Source organism: Nocardia sp. NPDC050412 (genome assembly GCF_044458825.1).
Classification (GTDB): domain Bacteria; phylum Actinomycetota; class Actinomycetes; order Mycobacteriales; family Mycobacteriaceae; genus Nocardia.
Genome location: NZ_JBITIJ010000009.1, coordinates 145,027 through 161,587, shown reverse-complemented (window position 1 = coordinate 161,587; position 16,561 = coordinate 145,027). Strand labels below are relative to the sequence as shown.

The 16,561-nt window shown below is 65.3% G+C and carries 19 protein-coding genes; 9 read left to right on the top strand and 10 right to left on the bottom strand.

Annotated features, from left to right (window positions below; genetic code table 11):
• The first annotated feature begins 10 nt into the window (after nucleotides 1-10).
• Genes ACIBI6_RS25280 through ACIBI6_RS25270 form a run of 3 tightly spaced genes read left to right on the top strand, consistent with a single transcriptional unit; the run spans nucleotide 11 to nucleotide 2,367 of the window.
• The gene (locus ACIBI6_RS25280) at nucleotides 11-664 is read left to right on the top strand and encodes a hypothetical protein (protein WP_396958092.1); all 654 of its coding nucleotides are present in this window, start codon (nucleotides 11-13) and stop codon (nucleotides 662-664) included.
• A 1-nt stretch (nucleotide 665) separates the two neighbouring features.
• A complete protein-coding gene (locus tag ACIBI6_RS25275; RefSeq protein WP_396958091.1) occupies nucleotides 666-1,511 on the top strand; it encodes an MlaE family ABC transporter permease in 846 nt (281 codons plus the stop codon).
• Between the two features lies 1 nt (nucleotide 1,512).
• Complete coding sequence (locus tag ACIBI6_RS25270) at nucleotides 1,513-2,367, top strand: ABC transporter permease (protein ID WP_396958090.1); 855 nt, start codon at nucleotides 1,513-1,515, stop codon at nucleotides 2,365-2,367.
• Between the two features lie 10 nt (nucleotides 2,368-2,377).
• On the opposite strand, the gene ACIBI6_RS25265 is transcribed toward ACIBI6_RS25270, so the two are convergent.
• Nucleotides 2,378-2,824, bottom strand: coding sequence for a VOC family protein (locus tag ACIBI6_RS25265; RefSeq protein ID WP_364342897.1), 447 nt, complete (start codon nucleotides 2,822-2,824; stop codon nucleotides 2,378-2,380).
• Between the two features lie 85 nt (nucleotides 2,825-2,909).
• Here ACIBI6_RS25265 and ACIBI6_RS25260 point away from each other — a divergent pair, with 85 nt between their 5' ends.
• The 4 genes from ACIBI6_RS25260 (at nucleotide 2,910) to ACIBI6_RS25245 (ending at nucleotide 7,251) form a co-directional block, all read left to right on the top strand.
• Nucleotides 2,910-4,211 carry an acyl-CoA dehydrogenase family protein gene (locus tag ACIBI6_RS25260; protein WP_396958089.1) on the top strand — a complete coding sequence of 434 codons (1,302 nt, stop codon included), beginning with the start codon at nucleotides 2,910-2,912 and terminating at the stop codon, nucleotides 4,209-4,211.
• A gap of 29 nt (nucleotides 4,212-4,240) precedes the next feature.
• Nucleotides 4,241-5,236 carry a phosphotransferase family protein gene (locus tag ACIBI6_RS25255; RefSeq protein WP_396958212.1) on the top strand — a complete coding sequence of 332 codons (996 nt, stop codon included), beginning with the start codon at nucleotides 4,241-4,243 and terminating at the stop codon, nucleotides 5,234-5,236.
• A gap of 229 nt (nucleotides 5,237-5,465) precedes the next feature.
• Complete coding sequence (locus ACIBI6_RS25250) at nucleotides 5,466-6,236, top strand: enoyl-CoA hydratase-related protein (RefSeq protein ID WP_364342903.1); 771 nt, start codon at nucleotides 5,466-5,468, stop codon at nucleotides 6,234-6,236.
• Nucleotide 6,237: 1 nt separating this feature from the next.
• Nucleotides 6,238-7,251: an NADPH:quinone oxidoreductase family protein gene (locus ACIBI6_RS25245; RefSeq protein WP_396958088.1), complete on the top strand. Its 1,014-nt coding sequence runs from the start codon at nucleotides 6,238-6,240 to the stop codon at nucleotides 7,249-7,251.
• 242 nt (nucleotides 7,252-7,493) lie between these two features.
• Here ACIBI6_RS25245 and ACIBI6_RS25240 read toward each other — a convergent pair whose 3' ends face one another.
• The 9 genes from ACIBI6_RS25240 to ACIBI6_RS25200 all read right to left on the bottom strand — a co-directional run bounded on the left by ACIBI6_RS25240 (nucleotide 7,494) and on the right by ACIBI6_RS25200 (nucleotide 15,377).
• On the bottom strand, nucleotides 7,494-7,919 hold the full coding sequence (locus ACIBI6_RS25240; protein ID WP_396958087.1) for a hypothetical protein: 426 nt from the start codon (nucleotides 7,917-7,919) through the stop codon (nucleotides 7,494-7,496).
• A 77-nt stretch (nucleotides 7,920-7,996) separates the two neighbouring features.
• On the bottom strand, nucleotides 7,997-8,617 hold the full coding sequence (locus ACIBI6_RS25235; RefSeq protein WP_364342919.1) for a TetR family transcriptional regulator: 621 nt from the start codon (nucleotides 8,615-8,617) through the stop codon (nucleotides 7,997-7,999).
• 93 nt (nucleotides 8,618-8,710) lie between these two features.
• Nucleotides 8,711-9,859 carry an acyl-CoA dehydrogenase family protein gene (locus tag ACIBI6_RS25230; RefSeq protein WP_364342922.1) on the bottom strand — a complete coding sequence of 383 codons (1,149 nt, stop codon included), beginning with the start codon at nucleotides 9,857-9,859 and terminating at the stop codon, nucleotides 8,711-8,713.
• A gap of 11 nt (nucleotides 9,860-9,870) precedes the next feature.
• Complete coding sequence (locus ACIBI6_RS25225; protein ID WP_396958086.1) at nucleotides 9,871-11,016, bottom strand: thiolase family protein; 1,146 nt, start codon at nucleotides 11,014-11,016, stop codon at nucleotides 9,871-9,873.
• Nucleotides 11,009-11,842, bottom strand: coding sequence for an enoyl-CoA hydratase-related protein (locus ACIBI6_RS25220; protein WP_364342928.1), 834 nt, complete (start codon nucleotides 11,840-11,842; stop codon nucleotides 11,009-11,011). The genes ACIBI6_RS25225 and ACIBI6_RS25220 overlap by 8 nt, the downstream gene beginning before the upstream one ends.
• Nucleotides 11,836-13,074, bottom strand: a complete 1,239-nt coding sequence (locus ACIBI6_RS25215) for a CaiB/BaiF CoA transferase family protein (RefSeq protein ID WP_396958085.1) — start codon at nucleotides 13,072-13,074, stop codon at nucleotides 11,836-11,838. Before ACIBI6_RS25215 ends, ACIBI6_RS25220 begins: the two co-directional genes overlap by 7 nt.
• On the bottom strand, nucleotides 13,074-13,841 hold the full coding sequence (locus ACIBI6_RS25210) for an SDR family NAD(P)-dependent oxidoreductase (RefSeq protein WP_396958084.1): 768 nt from the start codon (nucleotides 13,839-13,841) through the stop codon (nucleotides 13,074-13,076). Before ACIBI6_RS25210 ends, ACIBI6_RS25215 begins: the two co-directional genes overlap by 1 nt.
• 20 nt (nucleotides 13,842-13,861) lie before the next feature.
• The gene (locus ACIBI6_RS25205; protein ID WP_364342937.1) at nucleotides 13,862-15,028 is read right to left on the bottom strand and encodes an acyl-CoA dehydrogenase family protein; all 1,167 of its coding nucleotides are present in this window, start codon (nucleotides 15,026-15,028) and stop codon (nucleotides 13,862-13,864) included.
• Nucleotides 15,029-15,068: 40 nt separating this feature from the next.
• Nucleotides 15,069-15,377 (bottom strand): hypothetical protein, encoded by a 309-nt coding sequence (locus ACIBI6_RS25200; protein WP_396958083.1) that lies wholly within the window; start codon nucleotides 15,375-15,377, stop codon nucleotides 15,069-15,071.
• Nucleotides 15,378-15,482: 105 nt separating this feature from the next.
• Between ACIBI6_RS25200 and ACIBI6_RS25195 the strand changes: the two genes are divergently transcribed.
• Together ACIBI6_RS25195 and ACIBI6_RS25190 are read left to right on the top strand one after the other, a co-directional pair.
• Nucleotides 15,483-15,953: a pyridoxamine 5'-phosphate oxidase family protein gene (locus ACIBI6_RS25195; RefSeq protein WP_396958082.1), complete on the top strand. Its 471-nt coding sequence runs from the start codon at nucleotides 15,483-15,485 to the stop codon at nucleotides 15,951-15,953.
• A 72-nt stretch (nucleotides 15,954-16,025) separates the two neighbouring features.
• On the top strand, nucleotides 16,026-16,556 hold the full coding sequence (locus ACIBI6_RS25190; protein ID WP_396958081.1) for a carboxymuconolactone decarboxylase family protein: 531 nt from the start codon (nucleotides 16,026-16,028) through the stop codon (nucleotides 16,554-16,556).
• Nucleotides 16,557-16,561 lie beyond the last annotated feature (5 nt).

The window sequence follows — 16,561 nt, the reverse complement described above, 5'->3', positions numbered from 1 at the left end:
GGAGGTTTCGATGAAGAAATCGGTGCTGGAGAAGGAAACCGCTACCGAGACAACCGATTCGGACCCGGACACCGATGACTCGTCCGTGCCCGAGCAGGAAACGGCCACCGAGACAACCGATTCGGACCAGGTGGCCGATGACTCGCCCGTCCGTGCGGACGCCGCACCACCGATCTGGCGGCGTCGTTGGGTGCCGCGCGCCGCGGTCGGCGCGATCGCCCTGGTCGCGGTATCGGCCTCGGTGCTGGCCTGCGTGCTCGGCTGGAAACTACACGACCGCAACGAGATCGATACCGCGGTCCGGCAGGCCGCAAGCACCGCGCAGACCTACGCGGTCACGCTGACCAGCATCGATTCCCAGAATATCGACCAGAATTTCGCCGCCGTCATCAGTGGCGCGACCGGCGAATTCAAGGACACCTACACCCAATCCAGTAACCAATTGAAGGCACTGCTGGTGGAGCACACGGCGGTCAGCAAGGGACGCGTCGTGGACTCCAGTATCAAGTCGGCGTCCAAGGACCGCGTCCAGGTAATGCTGTTCATCGATCAGGAGGTCACCAACTCGGTGAGCCCCGAGCCACGGATCGATCGCAGCCGCATGGTCATGACCATGGAACGGATCGGCGAGCACTGGCTGGCCAGCAAAGTGGATCTGGTGTGATGTGATCGATCAATCGTCCGCATCGTCGGTCATCAGGATAAGGAACTGGGGCCGCGGTTATGTACGCCGCCATCCGGTCGCATCGCTGGATACGGTAGGCGCCCAGTTCATTTTGGGTGTGCGTGCCGTGCAGTATCTCGTGATCGACATCGTGACCGGCCGTTTCGCATTTCAGGAGTTCGTGCGGCAGGCCGCTTTCATGATCAAAACCTCCTACCTGCCAACCGTCGCGGTCGCATTGCCCATCAGCGCGACCCTCTCGATTCAATTCGGGCTGATCGCGGGTCAGGTCGGCGCGACCTCGCTGGCCGGCGCGGCCAGCGGTCTCGCGGTCATCCGCCAGGCGGCGCCGGTGGTCACGGCGATGCTGCTTGCGGCGGCGGTCGGTTCGGCGATCTGCGCCGACCTGGGCTCGCGCACCATCCGAGAAGAGATCGACGCACTCGAGGTGATGGGTGTCTCGGTGCTGCGCAAGCTGGTGGTGCCACGGGTGGCCGCCGGAGTGCTTGTCGCGGTCGGGCTGACCGGGCTGAGCGCCTTCGTCGGATTCCTCGCCGGATATATGTTCAATGTCTATGTCCAGGGCGGTACGCCCGGCAGCTTCATCGCCACCTTCTCCTCGTTCGCGCGCATCGGCGATATGTATCTGGCGGTGGTCAAGGCCGTGGTGTTCGGACTCATCGTGACCGTCGTCGCATGCCAGAAGGGATTGAGCACCAAGGGCGGTCCCGGCGGTGTCGCGAATTCGGTCAATGCCACCGTGGTGGCCTCGATCGTGCTGCTCATGGTGGTGAACGTGGGCTTCACCCAGATGTACACGATGCTCTTCCCACGGCAGGCGCTCTGAGATGGCCGCACCGTACTATCCGCTGCACATCGGGCAGGTGCTCCGCGTTGCGGACGCACCGCTGCACGGCGCCATGCGCCTCGGGCATATGGCCATATTCTTCCTGCGCGCGCTCGCCTCCATTCCGATCGTCCTGCGCCATTACCGCAGGGAACTACTGCGCCTGATCTCGGACATCACCTGGGGCAACGGGTCTCTCATCGTCGGCGGCGGTACGGCGGGCATCATTGTCGTGCTCGGCGCGAGCGGCGGCGCACTGGTGGGGATCGAGGGCTACAGCGCATTGAAATTGCTCGGCATCGGCCCGGCGACAGGTCTGGTGTCCGCGACCGCGTCGACCCGCGAACTGGCGCCGATCATGGCGTCCATCGCCTTCGCGTCACAGGCCGGCTGCAGATTCACCGCCCAACTCGGTGCCATGCGCATTGCCGAGGAGATCGACGCGATGGAAACACTCGCCATCCGGTCCATCCCCTACCTGGTGACGACGCGGCTCATGGCCTCGGTGGCCGCCATAGTCCCGCTCTATCTCGTCTGCCTGGCAATGAATTTCGTGGCGGTCGAGTTCGCCATCGGCATCGCGGGCAGCCAATCACCCGGCACCTACGACCACTACTTCCGCATGGTGCTCAGTGCGACCGATGTCGTGTACTCGCTGACGAAGGCCGTCGTCTTCGTCGTGATCACCACGACCATCCAGTGCTACTTCGGCTACTACTCCGCGGGCGGTCCGGTGGGCGTCGGTATCGCCGCCGGTCGCGCGATGCGGGCCAGCATAACCGTCATGATCTGCGTTAACCTGCTGATGACACTGGCACTGTGGGGGTTCGACTCGGGGGCCCGAATCAGCGGGTGATCGCCCGTCGTTACGGCGCCCAGCACCGGGCCAGGTCCGGTTCCGCCGCCCGATCGACCAGTTCCACCCGGAAACCATTGGCGCCGCGTAGAAATGCGAAGAACAGCCGCCCGGCGTCGGCGGGCCGGGTGGCCTCGGTGACGTATCCGTGGCGCACGAGTTCGGCGGTGTCGGCGGCCACATCGTCGGACCAGTAGCCGATGTGATGAATCCCGGCCTCCCCCACCGGTTCCCACAGCGTGCCCGCCACGCTGCGGACGACTTCCAACCGCGGCACGGTCGTCGAGTACCGACATTTCAACTCGACGACGGCTTGTTCGCCGTCGGGCAGGTGCACCGCCACCGGCCCGCCGATCTCGGGCCCCCACTCGCTGGCGAGCACCGCGGACAGCGTCGCCACGGTGGCTTCGAAGTCCGTCGCCACGATCCCGATATGGAACTGATCCTCGGCCTTCACAATCGAACCTCCGGTTCCGCTCCCGCACAAAGAATTGCGTTCTTGATCACGAGAAGGATATTCTCACTGAACGAGAGGAGATGCAATGGCGTGGGATTTCGAGACCGATCCGGAGTACCAGAAGAAGTTGGACTGGGCCGATGAGTTCGTGCGCGCGGAGGTCGAACCGCTCGACCTCGTCTGGGAGCACGAGCAATTCGTGCCGCTGGACGGCGCGCGGCGCAAGGCGATCCAGCCGCTCAAGGAGGAGGTGCGGCGACAGTGCCTGTGGGCCACGCATCTGGGACCGGAGTTGGGCGGCCAAGGCTACGGCCAGCTGAAACTCGCGCTGCTCAACGAGATTCTGGGCCGTTCCTCTTGGGCGCCGATCGTTTTCGGCTGCCAGGCGCCCGATACCGGCAATGCCGAGATCATCGCGCATTACGGCACCGACGAGCAGAAACAGCGCTACCTGCGGCCGCTGCTGGATGGTGAGCTGTTCTCCAGCTATTCGATGACCGAACCGCAGGCGGGCGCCGATCCGACCCGGTTCGAGACCCGGGCGGTGCGCGACGGTGACGACTGGATCATCAACGGCTGGAAGTTCTTCTCCTCCAATGCGAGAACCGCCGCCTTCCTGATCGTCATGGCCGTGACGAATACGGAGGTGAGCCCGTACCAGGGGATGTCGATGTTCCTGGTACCTACCGATACCCCAGGTATCGAGATCGTGCGCAATGTCGGCCTCTACGGCGAGCCGATGAACGATGGCAGCCACGCACTCATCCATTACGAAAATGTGCGCGTGCCCCCCGAATCCCTGCTCGGCGGCGAGGGCCAGGCCTTCGTCATCGCGCAGACCCGTCTCGGCGGCGGCCGCATCCACCACGCGATGCGCACCATCGGACTCGCGCAGAAGGCCATCGACATGATGTGCGAGCGGGCACTGTCGCGTACCACCGCGGGCAGCCGGTTGGCCGATAAGCAGTTCGTCCAGGGCTATATCGCCGATTCCTATGCCCAGCTGGCCCAGTTCCGGCTGTTCGTACTACATACCGCCTGGAAGATCGACAAGTACAACGACTACAAGAAGGTCCGTAAGGACATTGCCACGGCCAAGATCGTCATGCCGACGGTGCTGCACGATATCGCCTGGCGCGCAATGCAAGTGCACGGCGCATTGGGCACCACCAATGAGATGCCGTTCTTCCGGATGATCCACGGAGCGGGTGTCATGGGACTGGCCGACGGTCCGACCGAGGTGCACAAGACCACCGTCGCCAAGCAAGTGCTGCGCGACTACCAGCCCACCGACGGCATGTGGCCCACCGAATGGATTCCCGGAAAGCAGGAAGCCGCCCGGGCGAAGTTCGCCGAATATCTCGAGCATGAAGTAGGGAACCAGTGAGCATCGATACCACCCGGCTCGCCGATTGGATGGACGGCCACGGTCTGCCTGGTAAGGGCGAACCTCTCGAAACCCGCTTTCTGTCCGGCGGCACCCAGAACGAGATCTATCAGATCCGTCGCGGCGAACACCTGAGTGTCCTGCGTATCCCACCCGCCGAGGCGCCCGCAGACCGGGACGCGGGCATCTTGCGCGAGTGGCGGATCATCGAGGCCCTCGACGGCACCGATGTCCCGCATACCGCCGCCGTCGGAGTCTGCACCGACTCCTCGGTGCTCGGACGCACCTTCTACCTGATGGGCTTCGTCGACGGCTGGTCGCCGATGGACCATCGCGGCATCTGGCCGGAGCCGTTCGACTCCGACCTACAGGCGCGGGCCGGACTCGGCTACCAGCTGGCCGAGGGAATCGCATTGCTGTCCAAGGTGGATTGGCAGGCGAAAGGTCTGCAGGATCTGGGCCGTCCGGACGGCTACCACGAGCGGCAGGTGTCGCGGTGGCTGAACTTCTACGACAAGATCGACGGCGCGCGCACGCTCGACGGCATGGATGTGGCCACCGAGTGGCTGCGCACCCACCGCCCGCTGGACTACATCCCGGGCCTGATGCACGGTGACTACCAGTTCGCCAATGTGATGTTCCAGCACGGCGGCCCGGCGCGGCTGGCCGCGCTGGTGGACTGGGAGATGGGTACGGTCGGCGACCCGAAGCTCGATCTCGGCTGGATGCTGCAGGGGTGGCCGGAGGACACCAGCGACCCGGCCGTGGCTACCAAGGGCTACGTCAATATGCAGTACATGCCCTCGCGTGAGCGGATGCTCGCGCACTACGCGGAGGTGTCCGGGCGTCAGGTCGACGATATCGACTACTACCTGATCCTGGCCAAGTGGAAGCTGGCGATCGTGCTCGAGCGCGGTTTCCAACGCGCCAAGGGGGATATCAAGCTGTCGGCGTTCGGCCCGATTGTGGTCGACACTATGCGCGCCGCAGCCGAATTGGCCGAGAGTACGGAGTACAGGTCATGAGCGAGCCAGTACCGCGTCGAGATAGCTTCTGCGGTATCGAGCCTCGGTTCGGAGGGTGCCGTCGAACGCACCCGAGTAGTGATCGTCCACGCCGCATTCGACCGCAGTATCACTACGCTCGACGAGCAACCGGAGAGGGCGGCGCAGCAAGGTATCCGGGCGCGGCACTGTCGATTAACGCAGGCGACCTGTTGGTCATTTCGGAGCCGAGCGCCAGGGAGGCGCAGCCATGAGCGACGCGGAGTTCTTGCTGGACCGGCGCGGCCCGGTCATGGTCGTTCGGCTCAATCGTCCAGATGCGCGAAATGCTTTGACCGCCACCATGATGCGCGGAATCGGTGCGGCGATCATTGCGGCCGAAGCCGATCCGCTGGTGCGGGCCGTCGTGCTCACCGGCACCGGTGATCGCGCTTTCTGTTCCGGAATGGACCTGCGCGCCTTCGCCAGTGGCGAAGATTTCGGCAGCGGTGCGGAAGCCGAGGCCTACGGGCGGCTGACCAAGGGACAGGTGAGCGTGCCGGTGATCGGCGCGGCCAATGGCAGCGCCGTCGGTGGCGGATTGGAACTACTGATGGGCTGCGATGTGATCGTGGCCTCCGCGGCGGCGAAATTCGGCTTCCCCGAGGTCAAGCGCGGACTGTTCGCGGGTGGCGGCGGTACCTTCATCGGCACCCGGATCCCCCTCGGCATCGCACTGGAGTTGCTGCTGACCGGCGATCTCATCGACGCCGAACGCGCCGAACGGATCGGGCTGGTGAACGCGGTAGCCGAACCGGATGCGGTGTTCTCGACCGCACTGGCCATGGCCGAGCGCATCGCCGCCAACGCACCGCTCGGGCTGGCCGCTTCGAAAGAGCTGGCTCGCCTTGCGGTTTCGGATGCCGCCGCAGCCACCGAACGGCTCGGCAAGTGGCAGGCATCGGTATTCGGCAGCGACGACGCCCAGGAAGGCGCACGCGCGTTCGCCGAGAAGCGCACGCCGAACTGGCGAGGCCGGTGATATGCGCGCGGTGATCTGCCCGGCCTACGGGCCGCCGGAGGTCGTGCGCATCGAAGACCGTCCGTCGCCCGCACTCGAATCGGGACAGGTTCGAGTGCGGGTCGGCGCTGCCGCGGTCAACTTTCCGGATGTCCTTGTGGTCGCGGGCGAATATCAGATCAAGGTGCCGACACCGTTCGTGCCCGGCAGTGAATTCGCCGGCACCATCACCGAAACCGCCGACGACGTCACCGAATTCGCCATCGGTGACCGGGTCACCGGCACCGGAATCGTCGGGGCGTTCGCAGAAGAGGTAACCGTGCCCGCCGCTGGACTCGGCCGCATCCCCGACGGAGTCGACGACCATTGTGCGGCGGCGTTCGGCGTCGCGTACCGGACGGCGTATCACACACTGCGTTCGGTAGCCCGGGTTCAGCCCGGGGACCGGCTGCTCGTACTCGGGGCAGGTGGCGGAGTTGGGCTTGCGGCCGTACAGCTCGGGGTCCGTTTGGGTGCCGAGGTGACTGCGGTCGCCTCCTGCGCCGAAAAGCTCAGCGTCGCAGCGGCTCACGGTGCCAGCCAGCTCATCGACCACACCAGCGCAGACCTGCGCGCGGCGCTGAAAGAGGCATTGCCCGACGGCGCCCATGCCGTCGTCGACCCGGTCGGTGGTCGACTGTCCGAGCCCGCGCTGCGGTCGCTACGCCGCGGCGGTCGATTCGTCACCGTCGGCTTCGCCTCCGGCGAGATTCCACGGATCCCACTGAATCTGGTGCTGGTCAAGGGAATTCACATACTCGGCTTCCAATTCCAAGACCTGGACCCGGCCGAATTCCGCCGCAACGAGGACGAACTGCGAGAACTGTTGACCACCGGCCGCGTCCTCCCGCACATCAGCGCGGTGTATCCGCTCACCGAGGCCGCCACCGCACTACGGCGGGTCGCCGACGGGCAGGCCATTGGCAAAATCCTGCTCGATCCGAAGGCATCATCCGAGGCAGCCAAACCTGTTGACCACCAACTCGAACCACTATAACCGGGTCGACGACGTGATCGAGACGCAGCGGAGATGGTGTTGCGGCGCACGTCGCTCATGATCGGATCATCGTGGGGCAATATCTGCGCCGAAGCCACCGTACCCGTGGGTGAGGCGCGCCTATGCGATGAACTCGTCGATGGAGTCGCCCCCATGGCGCGCTCGAACCAGGTCCCGCTCGATGTCTCGGCGTAAGCCGTCACGAGCGCCCGGTACGAGTGCACCGGGCGCTCGGCCATAGCTCACCCCACCGGAAGCAGATCCGCAGACAAGTGATCCGGGGTTTCACTGCAGCGGAACATTTCCACAGCCTCGAGTGCGTCGACCGGTTGCGCCAAGGCCGCCAGCGCCCGTGCCTTGAACGCTTGCGCGGCCACGCTCAGTCGGTGCTGCACGCCCTCGGTGCGGCAATCGAGTTCGCCCGGACAGTCCGCACCCCAGACGGTCACCTCCAGCGACCGCTCCTCGATATTCTTCAGCACGCCCTGGTGGACCCGCGGATCGGTCTCGAAAACCTTTGCGGCGACTGCGATTCCGTTCGGCCATACGCTCACATCCGATAGCGATGCCAGCGAGCTCTCCAGATCCAGCACGGTTGCCCCGAGGATCCGCAGCGGTCGGATATCGGCGGCGGCGCCGACACAGACCGTCACCTCCCATCCGGCCATCGCCCGATCGAATAGCCAACCGCCGGAATACCGCACCACGTCGGCGACATCGGGGGCGATGACCGCCAGCCGATATCTCAGAGGGTGCTTGCGGGCATGAGCTCGCGCTCGAGCGAGCGGACGTACTCCGTAAAGACCCGGTTCAGTGGTATCGAGGGGTCGAGCAGCCATGAGGTTTCCATCCCGTTGAGAAATGCGACTATCTCCACAGCCTTGATGGCAGGGTCCAGATCGGTGCGGTAGCGGCCTGCGCGTTGGCCGCGTCGGATGCCGCCGGCAATGGTGGCGACGGCGGCTCGGTACCGACCGAGCAGGCGATCGTGCAGCGGCGCATCCGGGTCGAGGTTCTCCACGAGCAGCACGGTGAACATGCCGACCAGATCCGGCGAGCGCCGGAACCGGTCGACGACGTTTTCGAGCTGCTCGATCAGATCGCGTCGGCGGTCGGAATGGAGTTCGTCGTCGGTGTCGCGAGCTTCGAGTACCGCATGCAGCAGCTGCTCCTTGGACTCGAAGTGATGGAGCACCCCGGCCGTACTGACTCCGGCCTCCCGTGCGATCTGCGCCAGCGTCGTATTACGCCAGCCGTTGCGCGTGAGCAGTCGCTGTGCGACGGCGAGAATCTGCAGCTTGCGGTGCTCACCCTTGGCTAGCAACGTCTCATATGGCCGCGGGCTACCGGTTTCGGGATCGGACACCGAACTCCTTCGTTCGATCAACCTACTGAAGACACAGTAGGTTGGTTCCGACACTGTGACAAGGGTCTCAGGTGGCCCGATTTTTGCGCTGGCTCACAGCCCCAGAGATTTGGCTATGATCATTTTCATCACCTCACTGGTACCGGCATAGATGCGGGCGACACGCGCATCGGCATAGAGCCGGGCGATGGGATATTCCGTCATATAGCCGTAGCCGCCGAACAGTTGTAAGCAGCGGTCGACCACCCGCGCCTGTACCTCGGTGCAGAACAGCTTGACCCGCGCGGCATCGGCACCCGAGAGCTGTCCCGCGACCAATTCCAGCACCGCCCGATCGACCATCGTCTGGGCCGCCTCCACCTCCGTCGACAGCGCGGCCAACTCGAATTTCGTGTTCTGGTACGCCGCCACCGGCTGGCCGAAAACCTTGCGCTGCTGCACATATTCGATGGTCGCGGTGATCGCGGCCCTGGCCTGTGCCACCGAGCCCACGGCGACCGTGATCCGCTCCTGCGCGAGATTGTGGCCGAGATAGGAGAACGCCTGTCCCTCGGCGCCGAGCCGGTTCGCCACCGGGACCCGCACATTGTCGAATGCCAACTCCACCGTGTCCTGTACCTTGCAGCCCAGCTTGTCCAGGACCCGACCCTTGGTGAATCCGGTTCGGCCGCTTTCCACCACGATCAGGCTCAGGCCCGCGCGCCGGTTGTCCGGATCCGACGAGGTGCGGGCCACCACGATCACCAGATCCGCGAGTAGGCCACCGGTGATGAATGTCTTGGCGCCGTTGAGTATGTACTCCTCGCCGTCGCGAACCGCGGTGGTACGCACACCGGCCAGATCCGAGCCGGTGCCCGGCTCGGTCATGGCGATCGCGGTCAGCAGCTTGCCGCTGGCCAGACCCGGAAACCAGCGGTCGCGTTGTTCGGCATCGGCGTATTCCAAGAAGTAGGGCAGGATCACGTCGATCTGGGTGCGGACGGTACTGAGCGTGACGAGGGCGCGGTAGGCCTCCTCCTGCAGCACGGCATTGAAGCGGTAGTCCCGCACGCCGCCACCCCCGTATTCCTCGGGGATCGCGGTGCCGAGTAAGCCGAGTTCGCCCATCCGCTCGAAGATTTCGCGCGGCATCTGCCCGGCCCGCTCCCAATCCGGGTAGTGCGGCACCACCTCCTTATCGATGAATTCGCGGGCCAGCTGCCGGAATGCCTCGTGGTCTGGGGTGAAAATGTCTCGGCGCACGGTCGGCTCCTTCAGTGCACGAGTTCGACGACGGTGGCGTTGGCGGTGCCGCCGCCCTCGCACATGGTCTGCAGGCCGTAGCGAATTCCGTTGTCGCGCATGTGGTGGATCATCCGGGTCATGAGTACGGCGCCGGAGCCGCCGAGCGGGTGGCCCAGGGCGATCGCGCCGCCCAGCGGATTGAGCAGGTCCGGGTCGGCCCCGGTTTCGGCCAGCCAGGCCAGCGGGATCGGGGCGAATGCCTCGTTCACTTCGAAGACGCCGACCTCCGACAAACCGATACCGGCCTTGCGCAATACCTTCTCGGTGGCCGGAATCGGACCGGTCAGCATGAGCACCGGATCGGCACCCGTGACCGCGCCGGCCCGATACCGCACCAGTGGCGTCAGCCCCAACTCGCGCGCCTTTTCCGCAGTCGTCACCAACAGCGCCGCGGCGCCATCGGAGATCTGCGACGAGTTACCGGCATGGATGACGCCATCGGTCTGGAAGGCGGGTTTCAGCCCGGCCAGTTTCTCGACCGTGCTGCCGGGTCGGATGCCCTCGTCGGCGATCACCGTCCCGGAATCGGTTGCGACGGCGACGATCTGCTCCTCGAACGCGCCGCGATCCTGGGCGGCGGCGGCCCGTTCGTGTGACAGCACCGAGAACTCATCGAGCCGGGTCCGGTCGAAACCCCATTTCTGCGCGATCAATTCGGCGGAGATGCCCTGGTTGAACGAGAAATCGTCATAGCGGGCAAGAGCTTTCGGGCCATAAGGCATGCCGTCGGCGCGCGCGGCACCCAGCGGCACCCGGCTCATCACCTCGACGCCACCCGCGACCACGACCTCCTGCGCCCCCGAGGCCACCGCCTGCGCGGCGAAATCCAGGGCCTGCTGGCTGGATCCGCAGGCCCGGTTCACCGTGGTTCCCGGAATGGTTTCCGGCCAGCCCGCGGCGAGCACCGCATAGCGCCCGATATTGCTGGACTGGTCGCCGACCTGGGAGACACAACCCCAGATGACGTCGTCGATGACCGCCGGGTCGATGCCCGAGCGGCCCGCCAGCGCATTGAGCACGATCGCCGACAGATCGGCGGGATGCGTACCCGACAGTCCGCCATTGCGTTTGCCGATCGCGGTCCGCACCGCTGCGGCGATGACTACCTCACGCATCTGCTGTACTCCCCTGTTCGGACCGGTCCGCGCCGCGGACCGGTGGTCTGTGCACGGTCCAGCGACCGTCGAACTGCGGTTCCCGTTTCTCGGCGAAGGCCGCGAACGCCTCCAGGGCGTCCGAGGTCGCGAAATTGAGGCCCTGCGCGGCGGCCTCCCCCGCGAGCGCTTCGCGCAAGGTGTGATCGGCGCCCGTATTGAGCAGCGCCTTGGTCTGCGCCAGCGCCACCGGCGGCCCCACCGCCAGCCGCGCAGCGAGATCGGTGACGTAGACGTCGATTTCGTCCGCGGGAACCACCCAGGTCACCAGGTTCAGTTCCCGCGCCTGTTCGGCGTCGATCATTTCGCCCAGCAATGCCAACCGCTTGGCCTGTTGCAGCCCGACCAGTTTCGGAAGCAGCCATGAGCCGCCCAGATCCAGCGAAAGTCCGCGGCGGGCGAAGATCTGCGAGAAACGGGATTCGGGCGTGGCCACCACCAGATCGCAGCCGAGCGCCAGATTCCATCCGGCGCCGACGGCAATACCGCTCACCTTCGCGACCGTCGGCATCGGCAGTTCGTGCAGCAGCAACGCCACATCGGTCAATGCCCGCATGCGATAGACCGGATGTCCGTTATCGGGCACCGAAATGTCCGCGCCGGAACAGAAAGCACCACCGGCCCCGGTGAGCACCAGTGCTCGCACGGAGCGATCGACCGCGGCGGCCCGCAGCGCATCCGCCAGCGCCTGCCACAGTTCGGCATCGATCGCGTTCTTGCGATGTGGCCTGTTCAGGGTCAAGGTTCGGACGCCGTCACGATCCTCGGTCAGCAGCGACCTCAGCATGCCCGCTCCGCGGGTTGGCGATATGCCGGACCGATTGCACCCGCCGCGCGAAGTTCGTCGATTTCCGCACCGCCGCAGCCGATCTCGGACAGCACGGCGTCGGTGTGCTCGCCGAGACCGGGAACCGCCCCCATGGGCGGATCGAAACCGTCGACAATGGCCGGTGGCAGCAGCGACGGGATCGGGCCGGATGGGGTGTCGATGCTGCGCCAGCGATCGCGGGCCGACAGTTGCGGGTGGGCGATAACCTCGCTGGGCAGGTTATAGCGGGAGTTGCCGATCCCGGCGGCGTCGGCGAGTTCCTGAACCCGCGCGAGATCGTGTCGGGCGCACCAGGATCCGATGGCCTCGTCGAGGATGTCGCGCCGCTTACAGCGGTCCGGATTGGTGCGCAGGCCCTCGTCGTCGGCCAGGTCGGGACGGTCGATGATGTCGCGGGCCAGCCGCTGCCACTCCCGATCGTTGGTGGTGCCAATCACCACGGTCTGTCCGTCCGCGGTTCGGTAGGCGCCATAGGGCGCGACCGCCGCCGAGCTCATACCCAGCGGTTGCATATCGATTCCGGAGTGCCTGGCGTAGGTGAGGTGATAGCCCATCACGTCGGCCATGGTGTCGAACAGGCTGACCGCGATCGTCGCGCCCGCATCGGATCCTCGACGCTGCCGTCCGCACATCGATGCCAGAATCGACAGCGCCGCATACTGTCCTGTGATGACATCGGCCATCGGCGGGCCCGGTTTCGCCGGGGCATCCGGATACCCGGTGACCGCGCACACCCCCGATTCGGCCTGCACCAGCAGGTCGTAGGCGCGCTTGTGCGACAGCGGCCCACCCGAGCCGAAACCGTCGATGGATACCGCGATCAGATCCGGATGCCGCTCGGCCAGATCCGCCGGTGCGAGACCGAGCCGGTCGGTCGCACCCGGCGCCAGATTCGATACCAGTACCTCGGCACGATCCAGCAAACGATGCAGAATCGCCACGCCCGCAGGCTTTTTCAGATCCAGCGTCACCGATTCCTTGCCGCGGTTAACCCAGACGAAATGCGCCGCCTGCCCCTCGACCACATCGTCGTAATACCGGGCGAAGTCGCCGCCGTCCGGATTTTCGATCTTGATCACCCGGGCACCGAAATCGGCGAGTGTGCGAGTGCACATCGGCGCCGACACCGCCTGTTCCAGGGCAACGACGGTAATCCCCGCCAACGGTCCCGCCTGCGCCGTACCCGGCATCACATCACCATGCCGCCGTCCACCGGCAGCACCTGCCCGGTGACGAACGAGGCGGCATCGGAGGCGAGGAAGACGAAGGCACCGGCCACCTCCGCCGGATCGGCCCAGCGCCGCAACGGAATTCGGTTCAACATCTGCGCCGCGAACTTGTCGCCGGTGCGAATGGTCTCGGTCATCGGCGTGGCAGCCAACGGCGCGAGCGCGTTCACCAGGATGTTCTTGCGCGCCAATTCGCGAGCCAGGGATTTGGTGATGCCGATGATGGCCGCCTTGGCCGCGGAGTAGTTGACCTGCCCCAGCGTGCCGACCAGCCCGGCCGACGAGGTGACGTTGATGATGCGCCCGGTGCCGTCGGTCGGCAGATACGGCAAGGCAGCCTGCGAGCAGTTGAAGGTGCCCAGCGTGTGGATCTCGAACAGTCGCCGCATCGAGTCGACGCTGGTATCGGCGAACATGTGCGGATCGGTGACACCGGCGTTGTTCACCACGATATGCAGTGTGCCGCCGGCCAATTCGGCCGCCTTGGCCGCCGCGGCGTCGGCGGCCGCCCGATCGGACACGTCGAGGGCGAAACTCGCCGCGCTACCACCGTTTCCGGTGATCTTCTCGGCGACGGCCGCGGCCGCATCCGCATCGAGGTCGGTGACCAGCACTGCGGCCCCCTGCGCCGCGAGGGCATGTGCCACTGCGGAGCCGATACCGCCTGCCGCGCCGGTGACCATCGCGGCCCGCCCGGTCAGCTCGAAAAGTTCGTTCCTGGCTGCCATTCGGTAAGTTCCTGCCTCTGCTAATAGCTTCTGGGTAGGCCCAGCGTGTGGGAGCCCAGGTAGTTGAGAATCATTTCCTGGCTGATCGGGGCGATCCGCATAACACGGGACTCCCGGAAATAGCGGGACACGTTGTATTCCTCGGCGTAACCCATGCCGCCGTGGGTCTGCAGCGCCCGGTCGGCCGCGGTGAATCCCGCGTCGGCGCACAGATATTTGGCGGTATTCGCCTCACGTCCGCACGATTTGCCGTTGTCGTAGAGCCAGGTTGCCTTGCGCAGCACCAATTCCGCGGCATCCAGGTGGGCCAGCGAATCGGCCAGCGGAAATTGAATGCCCTGGTTCATGCCGATCGGCCTGCCGAACACCACTCGCTCCTTGGCGTATTTCGTGGCCCGGTCGAGTGCGACTCGGCCCAGTCCGAGTGCCTCGGCGGCGATCAGCATGCGCTCGGGGTTCAGGCCGTCGAGCAGATAGCTGAATCCCTTGCCCTCCTCCCCCACGCGATCCTCGACCGGGATATGCAGCCCGTCGATGAATACCTCGTTGGAGGTGACGGCATTGCGGCCCATCTTCGCGATCGGCCGGATATCGACGTGTGCGCGATCGATGTCGGTCAGGAACAGCGTCATGCCGTCGGTCTTCTTGGTGACCTCGTCGTAGCGCTGGGTGCGGGTCAGCAGCAGGATCTTCTCCGACTCCATCGCCTTGGAGATCCATACTTTGCGGCCGTTGACGACATAGTGGTCGCCATCGCGACGCGCGAAGGTGGTGATGTGGGTAGTGTCCAGGCCCGCACCGGGTTCGGTGACGCCGAAGCAGACGTGTAGATCACCGGTTGCGATGCGCGGCAGCGTCCGCTGTTTCAACTCCGCGGATCCGTGCACGATCACCGGATGCATGCCGAAGATCGACATGTGGATCGAGCTCGCGGCATTCATACCGCCGCCCGATCGTGACACCTCCTCGGCCAGCAGTGTGGCCTCGGTGATGCCCAACCCGTGTCCGCCGTATTCCTCCGGGATCGTGATGCCGAGCCAGCCGCCCTCGGCGATGGCGTTATAGAACTCCGTCGGGAATTGGTGCGCCTGATCCTTTTCCATCCAGTACTGGTCGTCGAATTTGCGGCACAGTTCGGCGACCGTGCTGCGGATCAGTTGCTGATCCTCGGTGAGTTCGAAATTCATGCCTCCGAGGTTCGTGTCGTCGTGCACGGGGCAACCCCTTTCAGTCGGAGGCGGGCAGCGCTTTGGCGGCCTTCAAGGTCATCGCGGCTCCATCGCAGGTCAGTTGACCGGTGCCGGAACTGGTGCACAGCAACTCGACGGTTTCCGCGGCATCGACATAGCGTTTCCCGATCAGCGTGACCGCATCCGCCCCAGCCGATTTCGCGGGCGTGACCGAGGCCGCGGGCACCATGGGCGCACCACCGCACGCGATTTCCGGCCGAGCGTCGGCGGGCGCCCGGACCACCACCACCCGCGTGCCGCATACGGTGCTGGCGAACTGCTCACCGGGACGAATCGGCGCCGTCATGGTGAATCTCCTTCCACTCGGGCTGACCCCTTGAGTCATCACGCTCTCGCTATCAGAAAACTATATTCTCATTATAGGAGAATCAACATCTGATCGGAAATGAGCATGACCGAGCAGCGACGAGCACGGGCGATCGCGATGACCGCCACCGAACGCGACGCCTTCCTACAGAGCCGGCCGATCTGCCGGGTAGCCACCATCGGCCCTGGCGGACATCCGCATACGCGCCCACTGTGGTTCGCCTGGGACGGCACAGCACTGTGGCTCAATTCGCTGGTGCGCAGCCAGCGGTGGACAGATATCACCCGCGATCCACGCATCAGCGCGATCGTCGACGACGGCGGAACCGACTTCCTGCAGCTGCGCGGCGTCGAACTGCGCGGCCGCGCCGAAGTGGTCGGCGAAACGCCGCGCACCGGCGCACCGGTCGAAGAGCTCACCGAACCGGAGCGGCTGTTCGCCGACAAGTACATGGGCGGGCAGCCATTTCGCTACGACGGCCGACACGGCTGGCTGCGGCTGACGCCGGACCACGTCATCAGCTGGGATTTCGCTCAGTTACAACGCCGACGTTGACTATCGCAGACGTCCATGGAAATCTAGTCTTCAGTTTTGGAGAATCTGATTCTCATGAGAGGAGGGATAGGAGTGCGTCTGCCGCCGTTGCCCGCGGACCAATGGGACGACCGGACCCGCGATGCCTTCAAGACGTTGCTGCCGCGCGCGATCCGCAATGCGGAAGGGGCGGGCCCAGCGATGGGGCCGCTGGCCCGGCACCCGGACCTGACCGAGGCCTATCTCGGATTCAGCGTCTACTTGCTGTTCCGGTCCACACTGCCGCCCCGGGTGCGCGAGTTGACGATCCTGCGGGTCGCCCACCGGCGCGGCTGTGCCTACGAGTGGGCCCATCATCTGCAGTTCGGCCAGGAGGCCGGACTGACCCTCGACGAGATCGAGGCCGTCACCCGCGGTGAGGCCGCCGACGACTTCGACCGCCTCGTCCTCACCGCCGTCGACGAACTCGACGACAAATCCGAACTGTCCGACCAGACCTGGGCGGCACTTGCCGAACGACTCGATGAAAAGCAGCGCATGGACCTGGTTTTCACGGTCGGCGGCTACATCCTGCTGGCCATCGCGCTCAACACCTTCGGCGTACAGCCCGACCCTGAAAGGTAAATCCC

Excerpts from the sequence above, each read along its gene's own strand:
- ACIBI6_RS25220 (WP_364342928.1), bottom strand. The coding sequence starts at position 11,842 with ATGCTGAGGTCGCTGCTGACCGAGGATCGTGACGGCGTCCGAACCTTG.
- ACIBI6_RS25240 (WP_396958087.1), bottom strand. The coding sequence starts at position 7,919 with ATGGCCGGATGGGAGGTGACGGTCTGTGTCGGCGCCGCCGCCGATATC.
- ACIBI6_RS25280 (WP_396958092.1), top strand. The coding sequence starts at position 11 with ATGAAGAAATCGGTGCTGGAGAAGGAAACCGCTACCGAGACAACCGAT.
- ACIBI6_RS25215 (WP_396958085.1), bottom strand. The coding sequence starts at position 13,074 with ATGCCGGGTACGGCGCAGGCGGGACCGTTGGCGGGGATTACCGTCGTT.
- ACIBI6_RS25200 (WP_396958083.1), bottom strand. The coding sequence starts at position 15,377 with ATGACGGCGCCGATTCGTCCCGGTGAGCAGTTCGCCAGCACCGTATGC.
- ACIBI6_RS25195 (WP_396958082.1), top strand. The coding sequence starts at position 15,483 with ATGACCGAGCAGCGACGAGCACGGGCGATCGCGATGACCGCCACCGAA.
- ACIBI6_RS25250 (WP_364342903.1), top strand. The coding sequence starts at position 5,466 with ATGAGCGACGCGGAGTTCTTGCTGGACCGGCGCGGCCCGGTCATGGTC.
- ACIBI6_RS25205 (WP_364342937.1), bottom strand. The coding sequence starts at position 15,028 with ATGAATTTCGAACTCACCGAGGATCAGCAACTGATCCGCAGCACGGTC.
- ACIBI6_RS25260 (WP_396958089.1), top strand. The coding sequence starts at position 2,910 with ATGGCGTGGGATTTCGAGACCGATCCGGAGTACCAGAAGAAGTTGGAC.
- ACIBI6_RS25255 (WP_396958212.1), top strand. The coding sequence starts at position 4,241 with ATGGACGGCCACGGTCTGCCTGGTAAGGGCGAACCTCTCGAAACCCGC.
- ACIBI6_RS25245 (WP_396958088.1), top strand. The coding sequence starts at position 6,238 with ATGCGCGCGGTGATCTGCCCGGCCTACGGGCCGCCGGAGGTCGTGCGC.
- ACIBI6_RS25225 (WP_396958086.1), bottom strand. The coding sequence starts at position 11,016 with ATGCGTGAGGTAGTCATCGCCGCAGCGGTGCGGACCGCGATCGGCAAA.
- ACIBI6_RS25210 (WP_396958084.1), bottom strand. The coding sequence starts at position 13,841 with ATGGCAGCCAGGAACGAACTTTTCGAGCTGACCGGGCGGGCCGCGATG.
- ACIBI6_RS25270 (WP_396958090.1), top strand. The coding sequence starts at position 1,513 with ATGGCCGCACCGTACTATCCGCTGCACATCGGGCAGGTGCTCCGCGTT.